This is a genomic window from Janthinobacterium sp. PSPC3-1, from assembly GCF_049896105.1.
GTDB lineage: Bacteria > Pseudomonadota > Gammaproteobacteria > Burkholderiales > Burkholderiaceae_D > Janthinobacterium.
The window spans coordinates 1-14,333 of sequence record NZ_JAFCTQ010000045.1 but is presented as its reverse complement, the minus strand read 5'-3'; the positions used below and the strand labels follow the sequence as shown (position 1 = coordinate 14,333).

Genomic DNA, 14,333 nt, shown 5'->3' with positions numbered 1-14,333 from the left:
TTTCTGTCAAAAAAGTGATGGGCTTGCCATCATGCCGAATCGCATTTGCGATTGGGAAAATGAAGAAGTGAGAATTTTTCAGGCCCGGTCGTGAAGTTCGCATAATTTATAAAGAGTAATGCCAGCACGACAACTGTTATCAGCGCGTCAAGAACGAGGCTCGGCGCGGGCTGGCGCCCAATAACAGTGAATTAAAAGACGCCGAAAACTTTTCCATGACGCCCGACCAGCGCGCACGCTGCTCGGGCGTTTTTGCGCGTTCTGCATTCACAGAAGCGATCACCTCAAAGGGGTGCACCTCAAGCGCCATAGCGATATCAAGCGCCGCGTCGTCGTCAAGTATCCGGCGTCCGGTACGGTAGTTGCTCACTGTGGACAGCGAGAATCCTAAGCGTTTAGCCAGGGCATAGTCGGACGTAATGCCCAATTTTTCCTTGACCGCGTCAAGGAATTCAATTGTGGTTTTCATAGCTCTCCTCAGGGCTTTCCCGTTTGTACAAACGGTATTTCCGGAACATACACTGTTACAACTCATGCGACAAGCTACACACATGAAACATGTTTCTGTTGACACATGTTTCATGTGAAGCGTATTCTCCGTCCTTGTCGGGCAGAAACTCTGCTCATCCTCAGGCCAGATGCGGCGCCCGCCGCCTGCCCGGCTCCCCGCCTGAGGAACAAAAAAGGCCTGAGGAGGCGATATGTCCGAAACAATTTATTACAAAACTATCACAATTTCCACGGGATCATTTGTCGCAATCGAAACGGCAATCCGCCTGGAAATCGCCACGCTAGAGCGCCGCATTGCGAGAACAAATCCTGACTTCATCGGTCACGGTATCGACGTGCGCAACTTGGATGGTCTGCGCGCCGCCCTGGTGGAGTTCTCGGCATGAGCGCCGACAACTACTCCATCACCATGTCCAGCGATGCCTGGCTGTCCACCGTTGCCGCCTTGCTGACGTCCCTGCGCGATGACCGCCGCGAACTGGACCGTATGCCGCTCATGCCTGGCTGGGCCGAATGGATCAACAGCGAAATCGCGCTCAAGAGCGAGGCCATCCAGGCGCTGAATCTTGCCAAGGTGGTGACACGCGAAGACACGCACGGCGCGCTGGACGGCCAAAACCTGCGCACGGCAATCATGGCCCTGCATTTCATGCTGCATTCGCTCAAGCACGGCCCGTTTGCCAATGTATCGGACGTGCTGGCCGGCCAGGTCATCGCCAGCCCTGATGCCCTGAACGCCGCCTTGCTCTTTTTGGAAAACCCGAAATGAAAGCGGCCGAACTGGCGCACTGGCTCGTCGCCCTGGCTCAACGCTGCAAGGTGGCCGCATGAGACACCTCGCCAAAGAACTGGCCGCCGTGGCCGCCGTCGCCGGCCCCCAGCTGACAGCGCGGGAACTGGAAACAAAAGCCTTCCTGGCTGAAATGGACGTCGTGTCCGCGCAGATCAACGCCACGCCACGCGAGGTGCGCATGGAGCGCGCCGCCGCCGTGCTGGCGACGATCGCCACGCCGGCAGACGTCGAGGCCGTGCGCGCCGCGTACTGGATGCGCCTGCCGCTGGCCGCCCGCATGGTGGCCGTCATGTCGGCGCGCATGCCGAAGGAGCGCGCCAGCGATGCCCTGTGTAAATTTGACGCGCTGGAACGTGGTCGCATCTGGTGCGAGGTCGCCAAGCTTCGCGCCCAGTTGGAAGTCGCGCAAAAGTGCATGAATGGCGGGCGCATGCCTGCGCCAAGCGGCAAGGTGCACTGATGGATATCGATTTCATCATGGAGGCTGCGGGGCTGCTGTTGCTGGCAGTGCTTGCTGTCGCTGCAATCGTTCTATACGGCTGTCTTCTGTTCCACATGATCCTGGCGATGTGCGAAAAATGACGATTTCCATGGGCATACCGTCGCGCATGGCCGCCGCCGTCAATCGCATGTTCGGCGACCTGAACGTGCCGCGCCAGCGCGTGGTCGATGCCGTGCTGGCCGACGACCAGCGCTTGCCGCTGGCCGACCAATACGGCGCCATGACCGGGCCGGGCGCGATATCGACAGCCGCATTGCAGGCCGCCCGCGAGTGCTACGCGATTTGCGCCCGCCTGCACGATGCCGACGCCATCAAGGCGGGCATTGAGGCGATTTGCGCCAGGCGCGGCATCCGTGGCCCGGTGGCTGAAACGATAGGCGGCTACATTGCCCGCGCTGCAGATCACGCTTGGTGGCGCCGCGCACTGCGCCGCGAGTTGCTGCGCCGCTTCGAGCACACGTCGATACAGCTGGGCCTGACCTACGTTCGCGCTGATCCGTATGTCAGCCGCGAAACCTGCCTGGCGCAGGCGGCGCAAAACTACGCCAACCAGAAAATGCTTGAGTCCGTCACGGCCACCAATGAAAACGGCGACGTCTACAGCCTGGCCGAACTGGCCGCCCTGGGCATGGGCAATAAAACGCTGCGCCGAGGCGAATTGATGTTGCGCATTCGCGGCTTCGAAGAGGTCGCCGACAAAATGCGCCACATCGGCATGTTCTGGACGATCACATGCCCCGGCAAATACCACTCGGTGGGCGGCACGAACGCGAAATACACGGAATTCGGCAGTCCGACGCCACGCGATGCGCAGGCCTATCTGGCCGATGCCTGGAAGCGCATGCGGTCAGCGCTGCACCGTCGCGGTATCCAGCCGTATGGCTTCCGTATCGCCGAACCGCACACGGACGGATGCCCGCACTGGCACATGCTGCTGTTCGTCGCGCCTGAGCACCAGGCGGTGATGGAGGCCGTGATAACCAAGTACGCCATGCTGGAAGATGGCGACGAGGGCGGCGCCGAGGAAAACCGCGTCAAGCTGGTGCGGATCGAGGCAGGCAAGGGAACTGCAGCCGGCTACATCGCCAAGTATGTCAGCAAGAACATTGACGGCGCCGGGGTAGGGGATCACAAGGTTTTTGAGAACGGCAGCACGTACATCATCGCGCCCGACCTGTTCGGCAACATGGAATTCACCGCCTCCCAGCGCGTCACGTACTGGTCACAGGTGTGGGGCATCCGCCAGTTCCAGCAGATCGGCGGCGTGCCGGTGGGCGTGTGGCGCGAGTTCCGCCGCCTGTCGGCCGAGTCGGTGCGCAATGCCCCTGAGCCGATCCGCGAGGCCTACCAGGCCGCGCAGAAAGTCGAGTCCGAAAATCCCGCGATCGCCCAGCGCGCCGACTTCGCCCGTTTCATACGGGCCATGGGCGGCCCTACCGTGGGCCGCCGTGCCGCGATCCAGCTTGCCAAGCGGGTAGAGGACGTCGAAGGGCGCTATGAGCAGGTAGAGGCGCACAGGCCCGTAGGCGTGTATCTGGCGGCGCAGCCGCATGCAGTCTATGAATCGACCCGCTACCGCTGGACGATAGACAGGGACGGCGCCGGGGTGGCCCTTGCCGTTCCTCGGACTGGTGTAAATAACTGTACGCCTGGGGCGTCGGCGCCCTGGACGCACATCAAGCCGACCCCAAAAAATAAAAATTTTGCTCCGTCCTTCGATGCTGGACGGAGTTTTGACCAGGCCACCGGCGCGCCGGCTGAAAAGGTCGACCAGACGGCGCTGTACCAGCGTCACAAAAAGCGCCCGCCGTTGTCGGCCAGCGCACATCTGCTGCACTTGCAGCGCAAATATCCAGAGGGGCATTGATGCCAAATACAGAAAAGGGCAGGGCGCTCGAGCGTCAGGCCGTCACGTTGTACCGGCAGTACGGGTTTGTCTTGCCAGGCCCGGCGAAAGCATTTTTTCGTGAACTGGCAATTCACCTGCAATGGCATGACTTGAAGAAAGCGACAGCATGAACCGCAATCCCTACGTGCCGCCCGAAGCCTGGGCGGACTACCTGAAAACCTCGGTCGTGAACGAGGCGCCCAAAGCGCCCGCGCCGGCCGCCCGCAAACCAGCACCGAAACCGGCCCACAAGGCGCCGGCCAAAAAGCGCAAATAACAGGGCGCGGCCTAGCGGGCCGCGTACACCATGAAAAAAACTCCCATCGGGCATGTCACATGCCCTGTCTGCGATTTCCCGGATGCCCAGGTCAAGACGGACAAGAACGAGCACGCCTACATTCATTGCGGCGACTGCAACGCGCAAACCTTCACCCGGAACGAGCACCGTAACGGCAAACTGCGCGCCAAGATGCGGCCTGTAACGGTAACGGTAACGGAACCGCCAGCGGCGCCCGTGGCGGCCCCTGCGTCGGGCCAGGCGCCAAAGGCTGCTGCGAAGGCGCCAGTCGCGCCGGAAGAGGCGCCAGCGGCCGCAAAACGGCCCGGCTTCTTCTCCCTGCAACCGCTGTTGGCGGGGTAGACCATGGCCGACCTGAATGAAAGCCAGGAATCGCCGGCGCCGCTCGATCCGAACGACCCATTCGACCGTATCACCATCGAAGCGGGCCGCGCTGAGCAAGAGCGTGCGCAGGAAGACGCCGAATTCATCGATCCGCAACCTGACGCGCCGCCAGGTATCGACCCGGCGCAGACCTGGGGGCAGATTCCTTTCATGCTGGGCAAGGTGATTGTGATGGGATTGCCTGAGCTGGCGGGCGTCTACAACGAACAGGCGTGCTACCAGTGGGGCGTAGGCATGGCCGCCGTGTCCGAAAAGTACGGCTGGGACGCCGGCGAGACCTTGACGCGCTTTGGGCCAGAAATCGCCCTGGTAGTGGCGTCCGTGCCGCTGGTGGTGCCGACCTATCAGGCCATCAAGGCGCGCCGGGAGGCGAAAGATGAGAAAGCGGCGCCGCGCCGCGAGGAAAAGGACATTACGCCAGGTGCGGACGTGCCACCAATGGGCCAAGCGCCGGGGGGCTTCGTTGACCCTACCTAACGCCGGCCGGGCGACAGCCGGCACAAAAAACAAGGCCAACATTTACGGCGTCATCGGCGCCACCGGAATGGGCAAAAGCTCCTACATCAAGGGCGATTTGCTGCGCTCCTATACGCGGCTGCTGGTCTGGTCGCCACTGGAAGAAACCGACGATTATGAGTCGTTCTGTGGTGGGGTGGTGACGACGAAAATCACCGATTTTGTCAAGGAAGTGAAGGCCGGGACCAAGGCGATTATCTTTGTCGCGTCCAGCCGTGACGCTGAGAAAAAGGAACAGTTCGAATGGTTTTGCCGGGCCGCCTGGCTGACCCCTGGCGCGCATGTGCTGGTCGAGGAACTGTCGGAGGTGACTTTGCCGTCCTGGGCGCCGCCAGCCTGGAAAAAGTTGTCGACAGCGGGCCGGCACAAGGGTTTGACGGTCATCGGCGTGGCCCAGCGCCCGGCGAACATGGACAAGAACTTCCTGGGCAACTGCACCGAAATCCGATGCTACGGCCTGAACTGGGAACCGGACGCCAAGGTCATGGCTTCGGTGATGCGCCTGCCGACCGTCTACGAGACGGACGCAAAAAGCAAGAAGACCGTTGCTCAAAAACCACATGAGCAACTACTGATGCTGCCGCCGCTTCAATTTTTTCATCGAAATCCAGATAAATCGGTGCGCTACGGCGTCAACAAACCGCTGTAACGGTAACGGTATCTGTAACCGTTACAGCTTATTGCTGTTTCCTGGGGTGGTGGGCAGTATCGGGGCTTGTCAATACCGAACACAAAACCCCTACAGGAAACCAACATGAACAAGGCCACCATCCATACCGCGCTGATCGCCCTGGCTGCTTTTGCCGGCGTCTACTTCATTCAAAAATCGTTCGTGAAAATCCCGGTCGTCGGCGTCTACCTGCCTGGCGGCCAATAAGCCGGCCAGCCCCGCGACACTTTCACAAACCCACACCAGGAAAAAAAACATGAGTTCGAATATCGACCGCTCGATTGATCTGCAAAACGTCAAGCCGGGCGCCACGGCGGTGCTGAAACTGTCGTACAACGCCACCTATGACCGTATCCACTTTTTCCTGTCGGGCGGTCTGACCAAGGCCAACGTGGGCCGCATCGAAGGCAAAGCAAACGGTGTGACATTCTTTGTCGATGACGGCGCCTTCCTGGGCGTGCGTGACGCCTATCAAGGCCTGTTTGTGGATGCGAACGTGATCACTATCGATTTCACCGAGCCAAACACCCGTGGCGGCGCCGCCGCGCAGTACCTGGCCGCGCTGCCGCGCAACATGCTGGCGTCACTGACGTTTGAACTGGAAATCAAGCCAGGCGCCGCTGCCGGTAGCGATATCAAGGCGATCACGGAGTACCGCGACAAAACGCAAAACCCCTTCGTCTTGCAGCGCAAAGATTTCAACGTGCCGCTCACCCTGGTGGGCGAGAACGACGTAATGCTGCCAGTGATGGCGAATGGTGGCTTGATCAAGCGCATCTGGCTGCACAGTACCGGCCATATCACCGCCGCCGAACTGCGCACCGATGGCACGCCGCGCATCCGCGCCACCGTGGGCGAACTGACCTACCAGCAAAAGCGTAACCGCCTGGTGCCGCAAACCAATTTGCTGGTGCTCGATTTCATCGGTGACGGCAACCTGATGAACATGCTCGATACCTCGCAGATCACCGAAGCGCTCCTGCGCATCACCACCGATGCACCGGATAGCCTGAAAGCGTATATCGACTACGTTTCCGACATCAAGCTGCTGAAATAAGGCGGGAAATATGGGCCAATTTGATTCCTTATTGGGCTTCGGGTCTGATTCCTTCTTGGGCTTCGGTTCGAGTGGCTCCGATTCCGACCCATACAACACCCTGGGGGCGGGCGGCACGGTTGCGCAAGACGTTGCCTGGGGCGCGCCGGCCATGGAAACCAGCACGGCCACAGGTAACGGCTTCGGTAACTTCTTTGATTCCAAAGCTGGCGGCTTCGTCCTGGGCGCGGCCACCACGGCGCTAAACTATGCCATGTTCCGCGATCAGCAGAAATACACCCAGGTGGCGAATGCCCCGCAACAGGCCGTCCAGCAGCAAGTCGCTGTGCAGCAGGTGCGCAATAACAACTTGCTGCTGTGGGCGGCCATCGGCGCGGGCTTGATCCTGCTGATTAAGCGATGACGCCGGCCATGCCAGCCATGCCGCCGTTGCAAATGGCGGCCACCTCTGGCGCCAAAAACGGCGATCAGGGCGGCAGTGCAGGCGGCCTGAATACAGGTGACTGGATTGTCAACAGCGGCGCCGGCTCCACGTCCGGCATCACGACAAAAACCATGCTGATAGCGGCGGTGGGGGTGGTGGCGTGGGCTCTGTTCAAGAAGCGGTAATACGCGAAGGCGTGCTGGACGATGCAGCGCGCGCCGCCTACGCCGCCGCCTACCGGCCTGACCGGGAAACGGCTGGCGGGTTGGGCTCGATGGACGAGGCCATGCGTGGCGCGCAGTTGTTCGAGGTGGTCGTGGCCGGCGCGGTGGTGGTGCGTTACGCCCTACGGCAGGACCATTACGAAAACGGCAGCGAAATTGTCATCGTAGCGGCTGCTGGTGGCCTGCCAGGCGTCGATCTGGTGGCGTCGCTGGTGCCGACAATCGAGCGCCAAGGCGCAATTGCAGACCGCATGACAATGCGCACCCGCCGCCCTGGTCTGGTGAGAAAAATGAAAAAACAAGGGTGGGTGCTTGACGCCTACTGCATGGGAAAAACAATCAAATGACGACCAGCAAAAGCAATAGCACACAGGCGCAGACGCAGGAATCGCAGGACAACCGGATTACCGGTTCCGGCGAGTCCGTCAACCTGGTGGCGTCCCGCTCCAACATCGGCAATGTGTCCATCAGCCAGACCGACCACGGCGCGGTCGATGGCGCATTCAAATTCGGCAACGCGATCACGGATGGCGCGCTGAAATTCGCCGATTCGACCGTGACCGGCGCGCTCGATACCATCAATAAAAGCGTGAAAGACAGCCTGGAAACGGGCCGCGCCGCGATGGACAGTTCCTACAAATTCGCCAATGCCGTGAGCGATAGCGCGTTTAAGTCGAATGATGCCGCCCTGGGCGCCGCATTCAAATTCTCCGCGGACATTACGGCCGGCGCCGCCAGTGAGCTTGCTGCCGCTGGTGCGCGATCGGACGCGGTGGCGAAAAGCGCCCTGCAATCGGTCAAGGATGCCTACGGCGACGTGGCCGGCAAGATGGAAACGGCCTACACGAACAGCAAGGCCGGCGAACAGAAAGTGTTGGTGGGTATCGGCCTGGCAATTGTGGCGGTGGTCGCGTTGAAAGCGATGGGCAAAGCATGAGCTATAAACTGTTTCGCCTGGAAGCAGGCATTGAAATGCGCGTCGATATCCCTGGCCGCGTGCTGCTGGTTGATTCGGTAACCACAGGGCAGGGCGTCGATATAACCCTGTTGCGCAACAGCACGCCATTTCAGTCGATTCCTGGTCGTATGCCAGGCTTCCGAATGGTCGAGGACTTCGGCGGCATCATCCTGAAATCCGCACTCGATTGCGAGGTGGGCATTTTCCTGGCGATCAACGATGTGCAGCTGGGCGGCACGGCTGGCGGCGCGGTGCTGGTGCCCGAGGGCGTCAATATCACGAACGGCCTGGCGAACTCGATCCCGGTCACGCTCACCAGCAGCAGCAACACCACGCCGATTCCCGTATCGTTGGCGAGTATTCGCGTCAGCAACACGGCAGCGCAGCCGATCCCGGTGAATTTTGCCGGCACGGTGGCGCCGGTGCTGGGCGTGGTCACGATCGATAACACCAATGATGAAGCGATTCCCGTGCTGCAAAAGCCGGGCGCCGTGTTCGAGGTAAGGCAGACAAGGCCAACCACAGTAATCAATTCAGCGCCGGTAGACGTCGCTGATGCGGCTGGGCTGCTGCTGGTGGCAAGCGCATCGCGGCGCGGCGCACGGATACGAAACGTGGGGCCGAATACGGTTGCCATTGGAGCATCCGGCATCGTCTTTGACGATGCTGCAGTACTCATAAATCCCGGTGAAACGTGGAATGAGGACGAGGCGCCAGGTGCAGCATGGTATGCAATTTGCCAGGATGGTGAATCGGCACGGATCAATATTCAGGAGATAAATTAATGAAATACCAATTCAAACGATATGCGCTTGCGCTGTTAACGGCCTGCGCGGTGGTGGCGCCGTCGTTCGGCGCTGCCATCGTATCGACCTCTGGCGGCGCCGTGTATCCGCAGTTCAAGCAGGCGGGTATCGGTGCTGTGCCGGTGACGGTGAATGCCAAGCTGGCCGAAACGATCAGCGCGAAGGATTTTGGCGTCATTGCAAACGGTGTGACAGATAGCACGGCAACGCTGAATGCATTTTTAACGGCCGCCGCAAACCGCACAGCATTTCTGCCGGCAGGGAGCTACTATTTCACGGGCATTTTGAATGTGCCGGCAAATACGCGTGTGGTGGGGGAAGGGTATGCCACCCGATTGTATCCGGTGAATGCCAGCGGCAACACCATGACGATGAAAAGCAATTCATCGTTAGAAAATCTGCGCATGGAGGGATCAACGCCAGGCGGCGTAATGATTTCTGGCGGTGCGTCGAATGTCATGATTGACAAGGTATTTTTCAAGGGCGTGGATCAAAGCGTCTGGCTGCACGATACAACGCAGGTAACCGTACAAAATAGCGTATTCGACACGGTGAAATATGGCGTAATTCAGCAGCTCGGCAAAGTCTCGAACCATGTGAAGGTGCTCAATAACACGGCGCGCAACATGACCGGGGATTTTGTCGAGGCAAATTGTGCCTCGTCGGCGCCGTCGGAGGACTGGATAATTTCGGGCAATCAATTTCTTGGCAGCGCCGGCTTTCCAACGGTAGCGACTGAGGCGCGGTTTGTGGGCGTTACAGCGGTAAAAAACGTCACGATCACGAACAACATTGTAAAAAATGTGGCAGGTGATGCGGCTGTGCACCTGGAAGATACGCGGGGCCGGGTTACCGTGAGCGGGAATCAATTTAGCAATAGCGTCGGTACGAATTATCTGTATCTGCTGCATAGCGAAAAAGACGTGATCGTATCGAATAACTGGTTCGTACAGGACGATTTGACGTTGCCGACGATAACCATGATAGGCATGAATTCAAACGTCTACACAAACGCGGTGACGATCATCGGAAACCATTTTGTGGGCAACGCAAATATGACGGTGACTGCAATCGGGGCAGAAACGCATACGAATATCAAGATTGTTGGCAATACATTCGAGTCGCTCAAAATCGGTATATCCGGTTCGTCGACTAAAAATGTGATTATCAATTCGAACGAGTTTGACAACGTGAACCGGTGCGTAGTTAGTGCAACGGATGGTCCGAGTGGGGGTGGTTTCAATGACGTTACGATGAATGGAAACCGATTCAACTGCAATGCGGACGCGGTGTACTTGCGACGAAACACAAGTGGCTCGGCGCCATCAGAGCGATGGACCGTCACCGGAAACTATTTCGGAGCCGATGCAACAGGAAACGACACTGTCGATTTTTTGGTGACCGGCAATACAGTGGCTGCTGGCAAAACAATGAATTTTGGCGGCTCCCAGTACGCTGGCTCGGTGCGCTATTTTCAATCGAATAATCTGCAAATTGGCTCCGGGCTGGTGCCGTAAAAATGTCGCGCGCGATGGTGATTGGCGCGGTCGCCGCCGCTGCCCTGCTGCTCTGGATGCAGGCCGGGCAGGGCGGGGCGGATGATGGCGACACGGCGTATGAGGCGCCTGATTTATTCGATCAGGCCGATGCACTTTTTCAGGAATTTACCGATATGAATTCGAACGTTTCACCAGAACAGCAGGGCCGCAACCTGGCCGCGTTCATGCGGGCCATCCGCGTGGGAGAGGGTACGTTGGGCCAGGACGGCTATCGCACCATCGTAGGCGGCGGCCTGTTTGACGACTATTCCGACCATCCGCGTGCGATGGTCTGGATACCGCGCATCAATGATTATTCCAGCGCTGCCGGCGCCTATCAGATCATCCAGCGCACCTGGAACGGCGTACAGGCAAAACTCGGCTTGCCCGATTTCAGTCCGGCCAGTCAAGACCTGGCCTGCATTGAGCTGATCCGCCAGCGCGGCGGCCTGCGCCTGGCGATGAACGGCCAGTTCGCGGCCGCTGTGCAGAAATGCCGGAAAGAATGGGCAAGCCTTCCAGGCGCCGGCTACGGCCAGCGTGAAGAGTCGCTGGCGCGGTTGCAGGCCGAATATATCAACGCAGGGGGCCAACTGGCATGAACAAGCAAGACATTCAGGATTTGATTATGGGAGCGGCGGTCGTCGGCTTGGGCTACGTGCTGTACAAGCAGCTCAAAACAACGAAACTGACAAGTGGCCTGTCGCCCATCCTGGGCGGCCAGATCACGCCGACCTACAACCCGATGTACGGCGCGCCGTATGACCAGAACACGGCGCTCGGCAGCTTCGGCATGGCCGGCCTGCTGGGTGGCGCGACCAGCGACTGGTCGTATGGTGGCACGGATTACCTGGCCAGTATCACCAATCCGCAGATCACCGGCAACGGCGGCAAGGATTCCATTTTCGTGAAAGGCTGGTGGAACTGATGGGCGATCACAAGTTTCTGCTGATCGGCGTGGCCGTCGCGGCGCTGGCCCTGGTGGTGCTGGTAAAAAAAAAGGGTGCGGCTGCGGATGCGGGAAACGCGATCGGTGAGGCGGCTGCTGATCTGGCTGGCGGTTTTGTTGGTGGCGTTGCATTGGGCCTGGGCGACCAGATCGGCATTCCCCGTACCAACATGACGCAATGTGAAAAAGACCTGGCGGCCGGCAAGACGTGGGATGCCTCGTTTTCCTGCCCGGCAGGAACCTGGCTCGGGAGTTTCTTTTGAACCTGAAAAGCATTATCCCTACGGGGCCGCAAGTGGCGCGCGAGGCGCTGATTGTCCTGGGCGGGATGCTGCTGGCGGCATTCATCCTGTCCAGATTTCCAAAGCTGCAAAAGTTTGTCACTGATAACAGCCTGGCCGTCAAAGACGACAAGGGCAATACACTTTTTTAAGGGATGAAATGTTGAAACGTTTTAAAGAAGCCAGCACCTGGGCCGGCATCGCCGCATTGGCGCTGTCCGTGAGTCCGTTCTTGCCGCCGCCGTACCATGTCTGCGCGCAGGGACTGGCGGCCATGGCCGGCGCGCTGGCCGGCGCCATCAAGGAAAAAGGAGCGACGGCGTGAACCAGAAAAATATGCTGATCCTGGCCGCCGTGGTGGCCGCGTACGTCATGTACACCAAGCACAAGGCGGCCAATGTGCTGAACGATCGTTATCCGATGGCTTACAAGAGCTAGGCCGTAGAAAGTTTTCTTGATAATATGGAATCTCATTTCTTTGGGGAAACCATGAGCACGCCAGTCGAGACAACGTATTACAGCAATGGCCGTGTGACGGTCACAAACGCCAGGTTCGTGGTTGATGATGAAACATACGCTATGAGCGGCATAACATCGGTGAAATTGGGCGTCCGGAAGCCAAACAGGATATGGCCGGCAGCGTTGATTTTAATGTCATTTTTTGCCCTGACAAGGGACGTAAACTTGGCATCATTATCGATAGTTCACTGGCTCATTGTTCTGCTGCCGGGCGTCATTTGGTTGGCGCTACAGCGAACTCATTACACGGTGACACTGGCAAGCGCATCTGGCGAAAATCGTGCGCTCACCAGCAAAATACAGCCGTTTGTCCGTGAGGTCGTGGCGGCCATCAATCAGGTGATTATTCTGCGCGCCTGATCGGGTCGAAGTCGTCAAGCCGAAGGTCTGTGATCTTCGGCTCTTTTTTTGGCCGGCGTTCGGCCAGCACGATAACGTCGGCGCGCACGATGCCAAGTTTTGCGTGAGTGCTGGTGGAAAATCCCATCTGGCGGAACCGCTCGGCGCGCTCCATGTGGCGCAGGCGCATGTATTCGGGAACCCACCACGGCACGCGCTGTTTGGCGCTGAGCCAGTCGCGTACAGTGCGCTCGTCGCGGCGCAGGATGCGCGCCAGATCGGCCAGGGGAATGCCCATGGCGAAGTGGGCAAACTCGGTAGGGTTGCCGTATCGAAGGTTAGGATATCGCATAGATTTTGTGTCAAGAATTGATGGGAAGGCCATCATGCCGAATCGCATTTGCGATTGGGAAACTGAGGAAGTGAGAATTTTTCAGTGCTGGCATCACTCTTCGCATAATTTATATTATGTCAAACGGCTAAAGTAGTGAAGTATCAAAGACTTACATCGCTTTTCATCGAAAAATACACCTCTTCCGCGAAATTATGTAAACCCTTGTTTTATTGCCCACGGTCATTACCGCGCTGGCATTATATCCGAATGAAAACCCCCACCCGCCGCAAGAAAAAGTACACGCCGCCAGCCGAGTATTTCTCGTACCAGCTACGCCAGCCAGCGCATGACCTGTTCGGGGAAATCCCTGTCCTTGAAGACGATCTATACGCCTGGGTTCTATCGGTATCACCCGTGCACGCATCCGACCGTGCCTACGCCAACTACGTCCAGCGCTACGATGTGGCCGGCAAGGTCAGGTACGCCAAGAAGGTCGGCAGGTTTGAGGAAATCACGGCGCGCCGGCCACCGCCGTACCATGCGCGCCTGGCGCTGCACGCCATCGTTTAATCCCTGTAAGCGCGCGGATACCGCCGATCCAGCACGGTATCGGCCTGGTGCTGTCGATACACCAGAAACGCCACCCCAGCTGCCGCCAGCAGCCATGGCAACATTTTGGTGTTGATCGACACGCCGAACATTACGCCGCCTGGCTGTCGCGCATCGTGGCGGCCAGCGCGCCGGCCATGGCCGCCAGGCCCTGCGCGCAGATATGGAACGGCGGCGGCAGGAATGGCGATACGGCCAGGGCCATGCCGGCCACGCCCGCCCAGGTGGACGGCTCTTTCAAACGGTTCAGTACAGTACGCATGCTACCCCTAGTAAAGGTTATTGCCGGCCGTATCTTTGACGGTCAGGCTGTTATCAGAAACGAACTTTTGCAGCTTTGGGAAGCGGCTCAGGATGAAAGCGGCAATCAGCACGCCACCCAGCACAATGAGCGCCTCACGGGCAACTTGCGGACCTGTCGGAATAATGCTTTTCAGGTTCAAAACAGACTCCCCAGCCAGGTTGACGCCGGACACGAAAACGAGGCATCCCACGTCTTGCCCGCCGCCAGGTCTTTTTCACATTGCGTCATGTTGGTGCGCGGGATGCCAATTTGATCGCCCAGGCCCAATGCGACGCCACCAACAAAACCGCCAGCCAGATCGGCAGCCGCCTCACCGAGCGCGCTTCCCGCATCCGCAGCCGCACCCTTTTTTTTGGTTCATCGCACTTTACCGGGGAACGCATCCTTGATTTTCAGAAAGAAGTAGGATGCGTCCCGAAATCCGTAAGCC

The 14,333-nt window shown here is 58.9% G+C and carries 31 protein-coding genes; 26 read left to right on the top strand and 5 right to left on the bottom strand.

What is annotated here, in order from left to right:
* Positions 1-139: 139 nt before the first annotated feature.
* Complete coding sequence (locus ACP7B7_RS27930) at positions 140-469, bottom strand: DUF3693 domain-containing protein (RefSeq protein WP_426078885.1); 330 nt, start codon at positions 467-469, stop codon at positions 140-142.
* 232 nt (positions 470-701) lie between these two features.
* On the opposite strand from ACP7B7_RS27930, the gene ACP7B7_RS27925 reads away from it, so the two are divergent.
* The 24 genes from ACP7B7_RS27925 (at position 702) to ACP7B7_RS27810 (ending at position 12,677) form a co-directional block, all read left to right on the top strand.
* Complete coding sequence (locus ACP7B7_RS27925) at positions 702-896, top strand: hypothetical protein (protein ID WP_426078884.1); 195 nt, start codon at positions 702-704, stop codon at positions 894-896.
* Positions 893-1,279: a hypothetical protein gene (locus tag ACP7B7_RS27920; protein WP_426078883.1), complete on the top strand. Its 387-nt coding sequence runs from the start codon at positions 893-895 to the stop codon at positions 1,277-1,279. The genes ACP7B7_RS27925 and ACP7B7_RS27920 overlap by 4 nt, the downstream gene beginning before the upstream one ends.
* A gap of 58 nt (positions 1,280-1,337) precedes the next feature.
* On the top strand, positions 1,338-1,763 hold the full coding sequence (locus tag ACP7B7_RS27915) for a hypothetical protein (protein ID WP_426078882.1): 426 nt from the start codon (positions 1,338-1,340) through the stop codon (positions 1,761-1,763).
* A complete protein-coding gene (locus ACP7B7_RS27910) occupies positions 1,763-1,885 on the top strand; it encodes a hypothetical protein (RefSeq protein ID WP_426078881.1) in 123 nt (40 codons plus the stop codon). The genes ACP7B7_RS27915 and ACP7B7_RS27910 overlap by 1 nt, the downstream gene beginning before the upstream one ends.
* A 26-nt stretch (positions 1,886-1,911) precedes the next feature.
* Positions 1,912-3,672 (top strand): replication endonuclease, encoded by a 1,761-nt coding sequence (locus tag ACP7B7_RS27905; protein WP_426078880.1) that lies wholly within the window; start codon positions 1,912-1,914, stop codon positions 3,670-3,672.
* On the top strand, positions 3,672-3,824 hold the full coding sequence (locus ACP7B7_RS27900) for a hypothetical protein (RefSeq protein ID WP_426078879.1): 153 nt from the start codon (positions 3,672-3,674) through the stop codon (positions 3,822-3,824). Before ACP7B7_RS27905 ends, ACP7B7_RS27900 begins: the two co-directional genes overlap by 1 nt.
* Positions 3,821-3,970 (top strand): hypothetical protein, encoded by a 150-nt coding sequence (locus ACP7B7_RS27895; RefSeq protein ID WP_426078878.1) that lies wholly within the window; start codon positions 3,821-3,823, stop codon positions 3,968-3,970. Before ACP7B7_RS27900 ends, ACP7B7_RS27895 begins: the two co-directional genes overlap by 4 nt.
* Before the next feature lie 30 nt (positions 3,971-4,000).
* Positions 4,001-4,333 (top strand): hypothetical protein, encoded by a 333-nt coding sequence (locus ACP7B7_RS27890; protein ID WP_426078877.1) that lies wholly within the window; start codon positions 4,001-4,003, stop codon positions 4,331-4,333.
* A 3-nt stretch (positions 4,334-4,336) separates the two neighbouring features.
* Positions 4,337-4,852, top strand: a complete 516-nt coding sequence (locus ACP7B7_RS27885; protein WP_426078876.1) for a hypothetical protein — start codon at positions 4,337-4,339, stop codon at positions 4,850-4,852.
* Positions 4,839-5,540 (top strand): hypothetical protein, encoded by a 702-nt coding sequence (locus tag ACP7B7_RS27880; protein WP_426078875.1) that lies wholly within the window; start codon positions 4,839-4,841, stop codon positions 5,538-5,540. The genes ACP7B7_RS27885 and ACP7B7_RS27880 overlap by 14 nt, the downstream gene beginning before the upstream one ends.
* 105 nt (positions 5,541-5,645) lie before the next feature.
* Positions 5,646-5,768: a hypothetical protein gene (locus ACP7B7_RS27875; RefSeq protein WP_268766380.1), complete on the top strand. Its 123-nt coding sequence runs from the start codon at positions 5,646-5,648 to the stop codon at positions 5,766-5,768.
* A gap of 49 nt (positions 5,769-5,817) precedes the next feature.
* The gene (locus ACP7B7_RS27870) at positions 5,818-6,618 is read left to right on the top strand and encodes a major capsid protein P2 (RefSeq protein WP_426078874.1); all 801 of its coding nucleotides are present in this window, start codon (positions 5,818-5,820) and stop codon (positions 6,616-6,618) included.
* A gap of 10 nt (positions 6,619-6,628) precedes the next feature.
* Complete coding sequence (locus ACP7B7_RS27865; protein WP_426078873.1) at positions 6,629-7,021, top strand: hypothetical protein; 393 nt, start codon at positions 6,629-6,631, stop codon at positions 7,019-7,021.
* On the top strand, positions 7,018-7,227 hold the full coding sequence (locus ACP7B7_RS27860) for a hypothetical protein (RefSeq protein ID WP_426078872.1): 210 nt from the start codon (positions 7,018-7,020) through the stop codon (positions 7,225-7,227). Before ACP7B7_RS27865 ends, ACP7B7_RS27860 begins: the two co-directional genes overlap by 4 nt.
* Before the next feature lie 11 nt (positions 7,228-7,238).
* Positions 7,239-7,613: a hypothetical protein gene (locus tag ACP7B7_RS27855; protein ID WP_426078871.1), complete on the top strand. Its 375-nt coding sequence runs from the start codon at positions 7,239-7,241 to the stop codon at positions 7,611-7,613.
* Entirely contained in the window at positions 7,610-8,203 is a 594-nt protein-coding gene (locus ACP7B7_RS27850; protein WP_426078870.1) for a hypothetical protein, read from the top strand. The genes ACP7B7_RS27855 and ACP7B7_RS27850 overlap by 4 nt, the downstream gene beginning before the upstream one ends.
* Positions 8,200-9,009, top strand: a complete 810-nt coding sequence (locus tag ACP7B7_RS27845) for a hypothetical protein (RefSeq protein WP_426078869.1) — start codon at positions 8,200-8,202, stop codon at positions 9,007-9,009. The genes ACP7B7_RS27850 and ACP7B7_RS27845 overlap by 4 nt, the downstream gene beginning before the upstream one ends.
* On the top strand, positions 9,009-10,547 hold the full coding sequence (locus ACP7B7_RS27840) for a right-handed parallel beta-helix repeat-containing protein (RefSeq protein ID WP_426078868.1): 1,539 nt from the start codon (positions 9,009-9,011) through the stop codon (positions 10,545-10,547). Before ACP7B7_RS27845 ends, ACP7B7_RS27840 begins: the two co-directional genes overlap by 1 nt.
* Positions 10,548-10,549: 2 nt before the next feature.
* Positions 10,550-11,170: a glycoside hydrolase family 104 protein gene (locus ACP7B7_RS27835; protein WP_426078867.1), complete on the top strand. Its 621-nt coding sequence runs from the start codon at positions 10,550-10,552 to the stop codon at positions 11,168-11,170.
* 26 nt (positions 11,171-11,196) lie between these two features.
* Complete coding sequence (locus tag ACP7B7_RS27830) at positions 11,197-11,496, top strand: hypothetical protein (protein ID WP_426078866.1); 300 nt, start codon at positions 11,197-11,199, stop codon at positions 11,494-11,496.
* Complete coding sequence (locus tag ACP7B7_RS27825; RefSeq protein ID WP_426078865.1) at positions 11,487-11,780, top strand: hypothetical protein; 294 nt, start codon at positions 11,487-11,489, stop codon at positions 11,778-11,780. The genes ACP7B7_RS27830 and ACP7B7_RS27825 overlap by 10 nt, the downstream gene beginning before the upstream one ends.
* Entirely contained in the window at positions 11,777-11,950 is a 174-nt protein-coding gene (locus ACP7B7_RS27820) for a hypothetical protein (protein WP_426078864.1), read from the top strand. Before ACP7B7_RS27825 ends, ACP7B7_RS27820 begins: the two co-directional genes overlap by 4 nt.
* An 8-nt stretch (positions 11,951-11,958) precedes the next feature.
* Positions 11,959-12,123 carry a hypothetical protein gene (locus tag ACP7B7_RS27815; RefSeq protein WP_426078863.1) on the top strand — a complete coding sequence of 55 codons (165 nt, stop codon included), beginning with the start codon at positions 11,959-11,961 and terminating at the stop codon, positions 12,121-12,123.
* Positions 12,124-12,287: 164 nt separating this feature from the next.
* The gene (locus tag ACP7B7_RS27810) at positions 12,288-12,677 is read left to right on the top strand and encodes a DUF6232 family protein (RefSeq protein ID WP_426078862.1); all 390 of its coding nucleotides are present in this window, start codon (positions 12,288-12,290) and stop codon (positions 12,675-12,677) included.
* On the opposite strand, the gene ACP7B7_RS27805 is transcribed toward ACP7B7_RS27810, so the two are convergent.
* Positions 12,661-13,044, bottom strand: coding sequence for a hypothetical protein (locus ACP7B7_RS27805; RefSeq protein ID WP_426078861.1), 384 nt, complete (start codon positions 13,042-13,044; stop codon positions 12,661-12,663). The two genes, ACP7B7_RS27810 and ACP7B7_RS27805, sit on opposite strands and share 17 nt — an antisense overlap.
* A gap of 213 nt (positions 13,045-13,257) precedes the next feature.
* Here ACP7B7_RS27805 and ACP7B7_RS27800 point away from each other — a divergent pair, with 213 nt between their 5' ends.
* Complete coding sequence (locus ACP7B7_RS27800; protein WP_426078860.1) at positions 13,258-13,560, top strand: hypothetical protein; 303 nt, start codon at positions 13,258-13,260, stop codon at positions 13,558-13,560.
* Here the strand turns inward: ACP7B7_RS27800 and ACP7B7_RS27795 are convergent.
* Genes ACP7B7_RS27795 through ACP7B7_RS27785 form a run of 3 tightly spaced genes read right to left on the bottom strand, consistent with a single transcriptional unit; the run spans position 13,557 to position 14,042 of the window.
* Entirely contained in the window at positions 13,557-13,691 is a 135-nt protein-coding gene (locus tag ACP7B7_RS27795) for a hypothetical protein (RefSeq protein ID WP_426078859.1), read from the bottom strand. The genes ACP7B7_RS27800 and ACP7B7_RS27795 overlap by 4 nt on opposite strands.
* Positions 13,691-13,861, bottom strand: coding sequence for a hypothetical protein (locus ACP7B7_RS27790; RefSeq protein WP_426078858.1), 171 nt, complete (start codon positions 13,859-13,861; stop codon positions 13,691-13,693). Before ACP7B7_RS27790 ends, ACP7B7_RS27795 begins: the two co-directional genes overlap by 1 nt.
* Before the next feature lie 7 nt (positions 13,862-13,868).
* Positions 13,869-14,042: a hypothetical protein gene (locus ACP7B7_RS27785; RefSeq protein WP_426078857.1), complete on the bottom strand. Its 174-nt coding sequence runs from the start codon at positions 14,040-14,042 to the stop codon at positions 13,869-13,871.
* A gap of 110 nt (positions 14,043-14,152) precedes the next feature.
* Between ACP7B7_RS27785 and ACP7B7_RS27780 the strand changes: the two genes are divergently transcribed.
* A partial coding sequence (locus ACP7B7_RS27780; protein WP_426078856.1) for a hypothetical protein occupies positions 14,153-14,333 on the top strand: 181 nt, incomplete at its 3' end.

Bases quoted from the DNA above. Each gene is read 5' to 3' on its own strand.
- ACP7B7_RS27840 (WP_426078868.1), top strand. From the start codon at position 9,009: ATGAAATACCAATTCAAACGATATGCGCTTGCGCTGTTAACGGCCTGC.
- ACP7B7_RS27810 (WP_426078862.1), top strand. From the start codon at position 12,288: ATGAGCACGCCAGTCGAGACAACGTATTACAGCAATGGCCGTGTGACG.
- ACP7B7_RS27875 (WP_268766380.1), top strand. From the start codon at position 5,646: ATGAACAAGGCCACCATCCATACCGCGCTGATCGCCCTGGCTGCTTTT.
- ACP7B7_RS27915 (WP_426078882.1), top strand. From the start codon at position 1,338: ATGAGACACCTCGCCAAAGAACTGGCCGCCGTGGCCGCCGTCGCCGGC.
- ACP7B7_RS27895 (WP_426078878.1), top strand. From the start codon at position 3,821: ATGAACCGCAATCCCTACGTGCCGCCCGAAGCCTGGGCGGACTACCTG.
- ACP7B7_RS27805 (WP_426078861.1), bottom strand. From the start codon at position 13,044: ATGATGGCCTTCCCATCAATTCTTGACACAAAATCTATGCGATATCCT.
- ACP7B7_RS27815 (WP_426078863.1), top strand. From the start codon at position 11,959: ATGTTGAAACGTTTTAAAGAAGCCAGCACCTGGGCCGGCATCGCCGCA.
- ACP7B7_RS27900 (WP_426078879.1), top strand. From the start codon at position 3,672: ATGCCAAATACAGAAAAGGGCAGGGCGCTCGAGCGTCAGGCCGTCACG.
- ACP7B7_RS27795 (WP_426078859.1), bottom strand. From the start codon at position 13,691: ATGTTCGGCGTGTCGATCAACACCAAAATGTTGCCATGGCTGCTGGCG.
- ACP7B7_RS27845 (WP_426078869.1), top strand. From the start codon at position 8,200: ATGAGCTATAAACTGTTTCGCCTGGAAGCAGGCATTGAAATGCGCGTC.
- ACP7B7_RS27930 (WP_426078885.1), bottom strand. From the start codon at position 469: ATGAAAACCACAATTGAATTCCTTGACGCGGTCAAGGAAAAATTGGGC.
- ACP7B7_RS27800 (WP_426078860.1), top strand. From the start codon at position 13,258: ATGAAAACCCCCACCCGCCGCAAGAAAAAGTACACGCCGCCAGCCGAG.
- ACP7B7_RS27830 (WP_426078866.1), top strand. From the start codon at position 11,197: ATGGGAGCGGCGGTCGTCGGCTTGGGCTACGTGCTGTACAAGCAGCTC.
- ACP7B7_RS27860 (WP_426078872.1), top strand. From the start codon at position 7,018: ATGACGCCGGCCATGCCAGCCATGCCGCCGTTGCAAATGGCGGCCACC.
- ACP7B7_RS27905 (WP_426078880.1), top strand. From the start codon at position 1,912: ATGGCCGCCGCCGTCAATCGCATGTTCGGCGACCTGAACGTGCCGCGC.
- ACP7B7_RS27790 (WP_426078858.1), bottom strand. From the start codon at position 13,861: ATGCGTACTGTACTGAACCGTTTGAAAGAGCCGTCCACCTGGGCGGGC.
- ACP7B7_RS27910 (WP_426078881.1), top strand. From the start codon at position 1,763: ATGGATATCGATTTCATCATGGAGGCTGCGGGGCTGCTGTTGCTGGCA.
- ACP7B7_RS27850 (WP_426078870.1), top strand. From the start codon at position 7,610: ATGACGACCAGCAAAAGCAATAGCACACAGGCGCAGACGCAGGAATCG.
- ACP7B7_RS27885 (WP_426078876.1), top strand. From the start codon at position 4,337: ATGGCCGACCTGAATGAAAGCCAGGAATCGCCGGCGCCGCTCGATCCG.
- ACP7B7_RS27920 (WP_426078883.1), top strand. From the start codon at position 893: ATGAGCGCCGACAACTACTCCATCACCATGTCCAGCGATGCCTGGCTG.
- ACP7B7_RS27835 (WP_426078867.1), top strand. From the start codon at position 10,550: ATGTCGCGCGCGATGGTGATTGGCGCGGTCGCCGCCGCTGCCCTGCTG.
- ACP7B7_RS27890 (WP_426078877.1), top strand. From the start codon at position 4,001: ATGAAAAAAACTCCCATCGGGCATGTCACATGCCCTGTCTGCGATTTC.
- ACP7B7_RS27865 (WP_426078873.1), top strand. From the start codon at position 6,629: ATGGGCCAATTTGATTCCTTATTGGGCTTCGGGTCTGATTCCTTCTTG.
- ACP7B7_RS27925 (WP_426078884.1), top strand. From the start codon at position 702: ATGTCCGAAACAATTTATTACAAAACTATCACAATTTCCACGGGATCA.
- ACP7B7_RS27870 (WP_426078874.1), top strand. From the start codon at position 5,818: ATGAGTTCGAATATCGACCGCTCGATTGATCTGCAAAACGTCAAGCCG.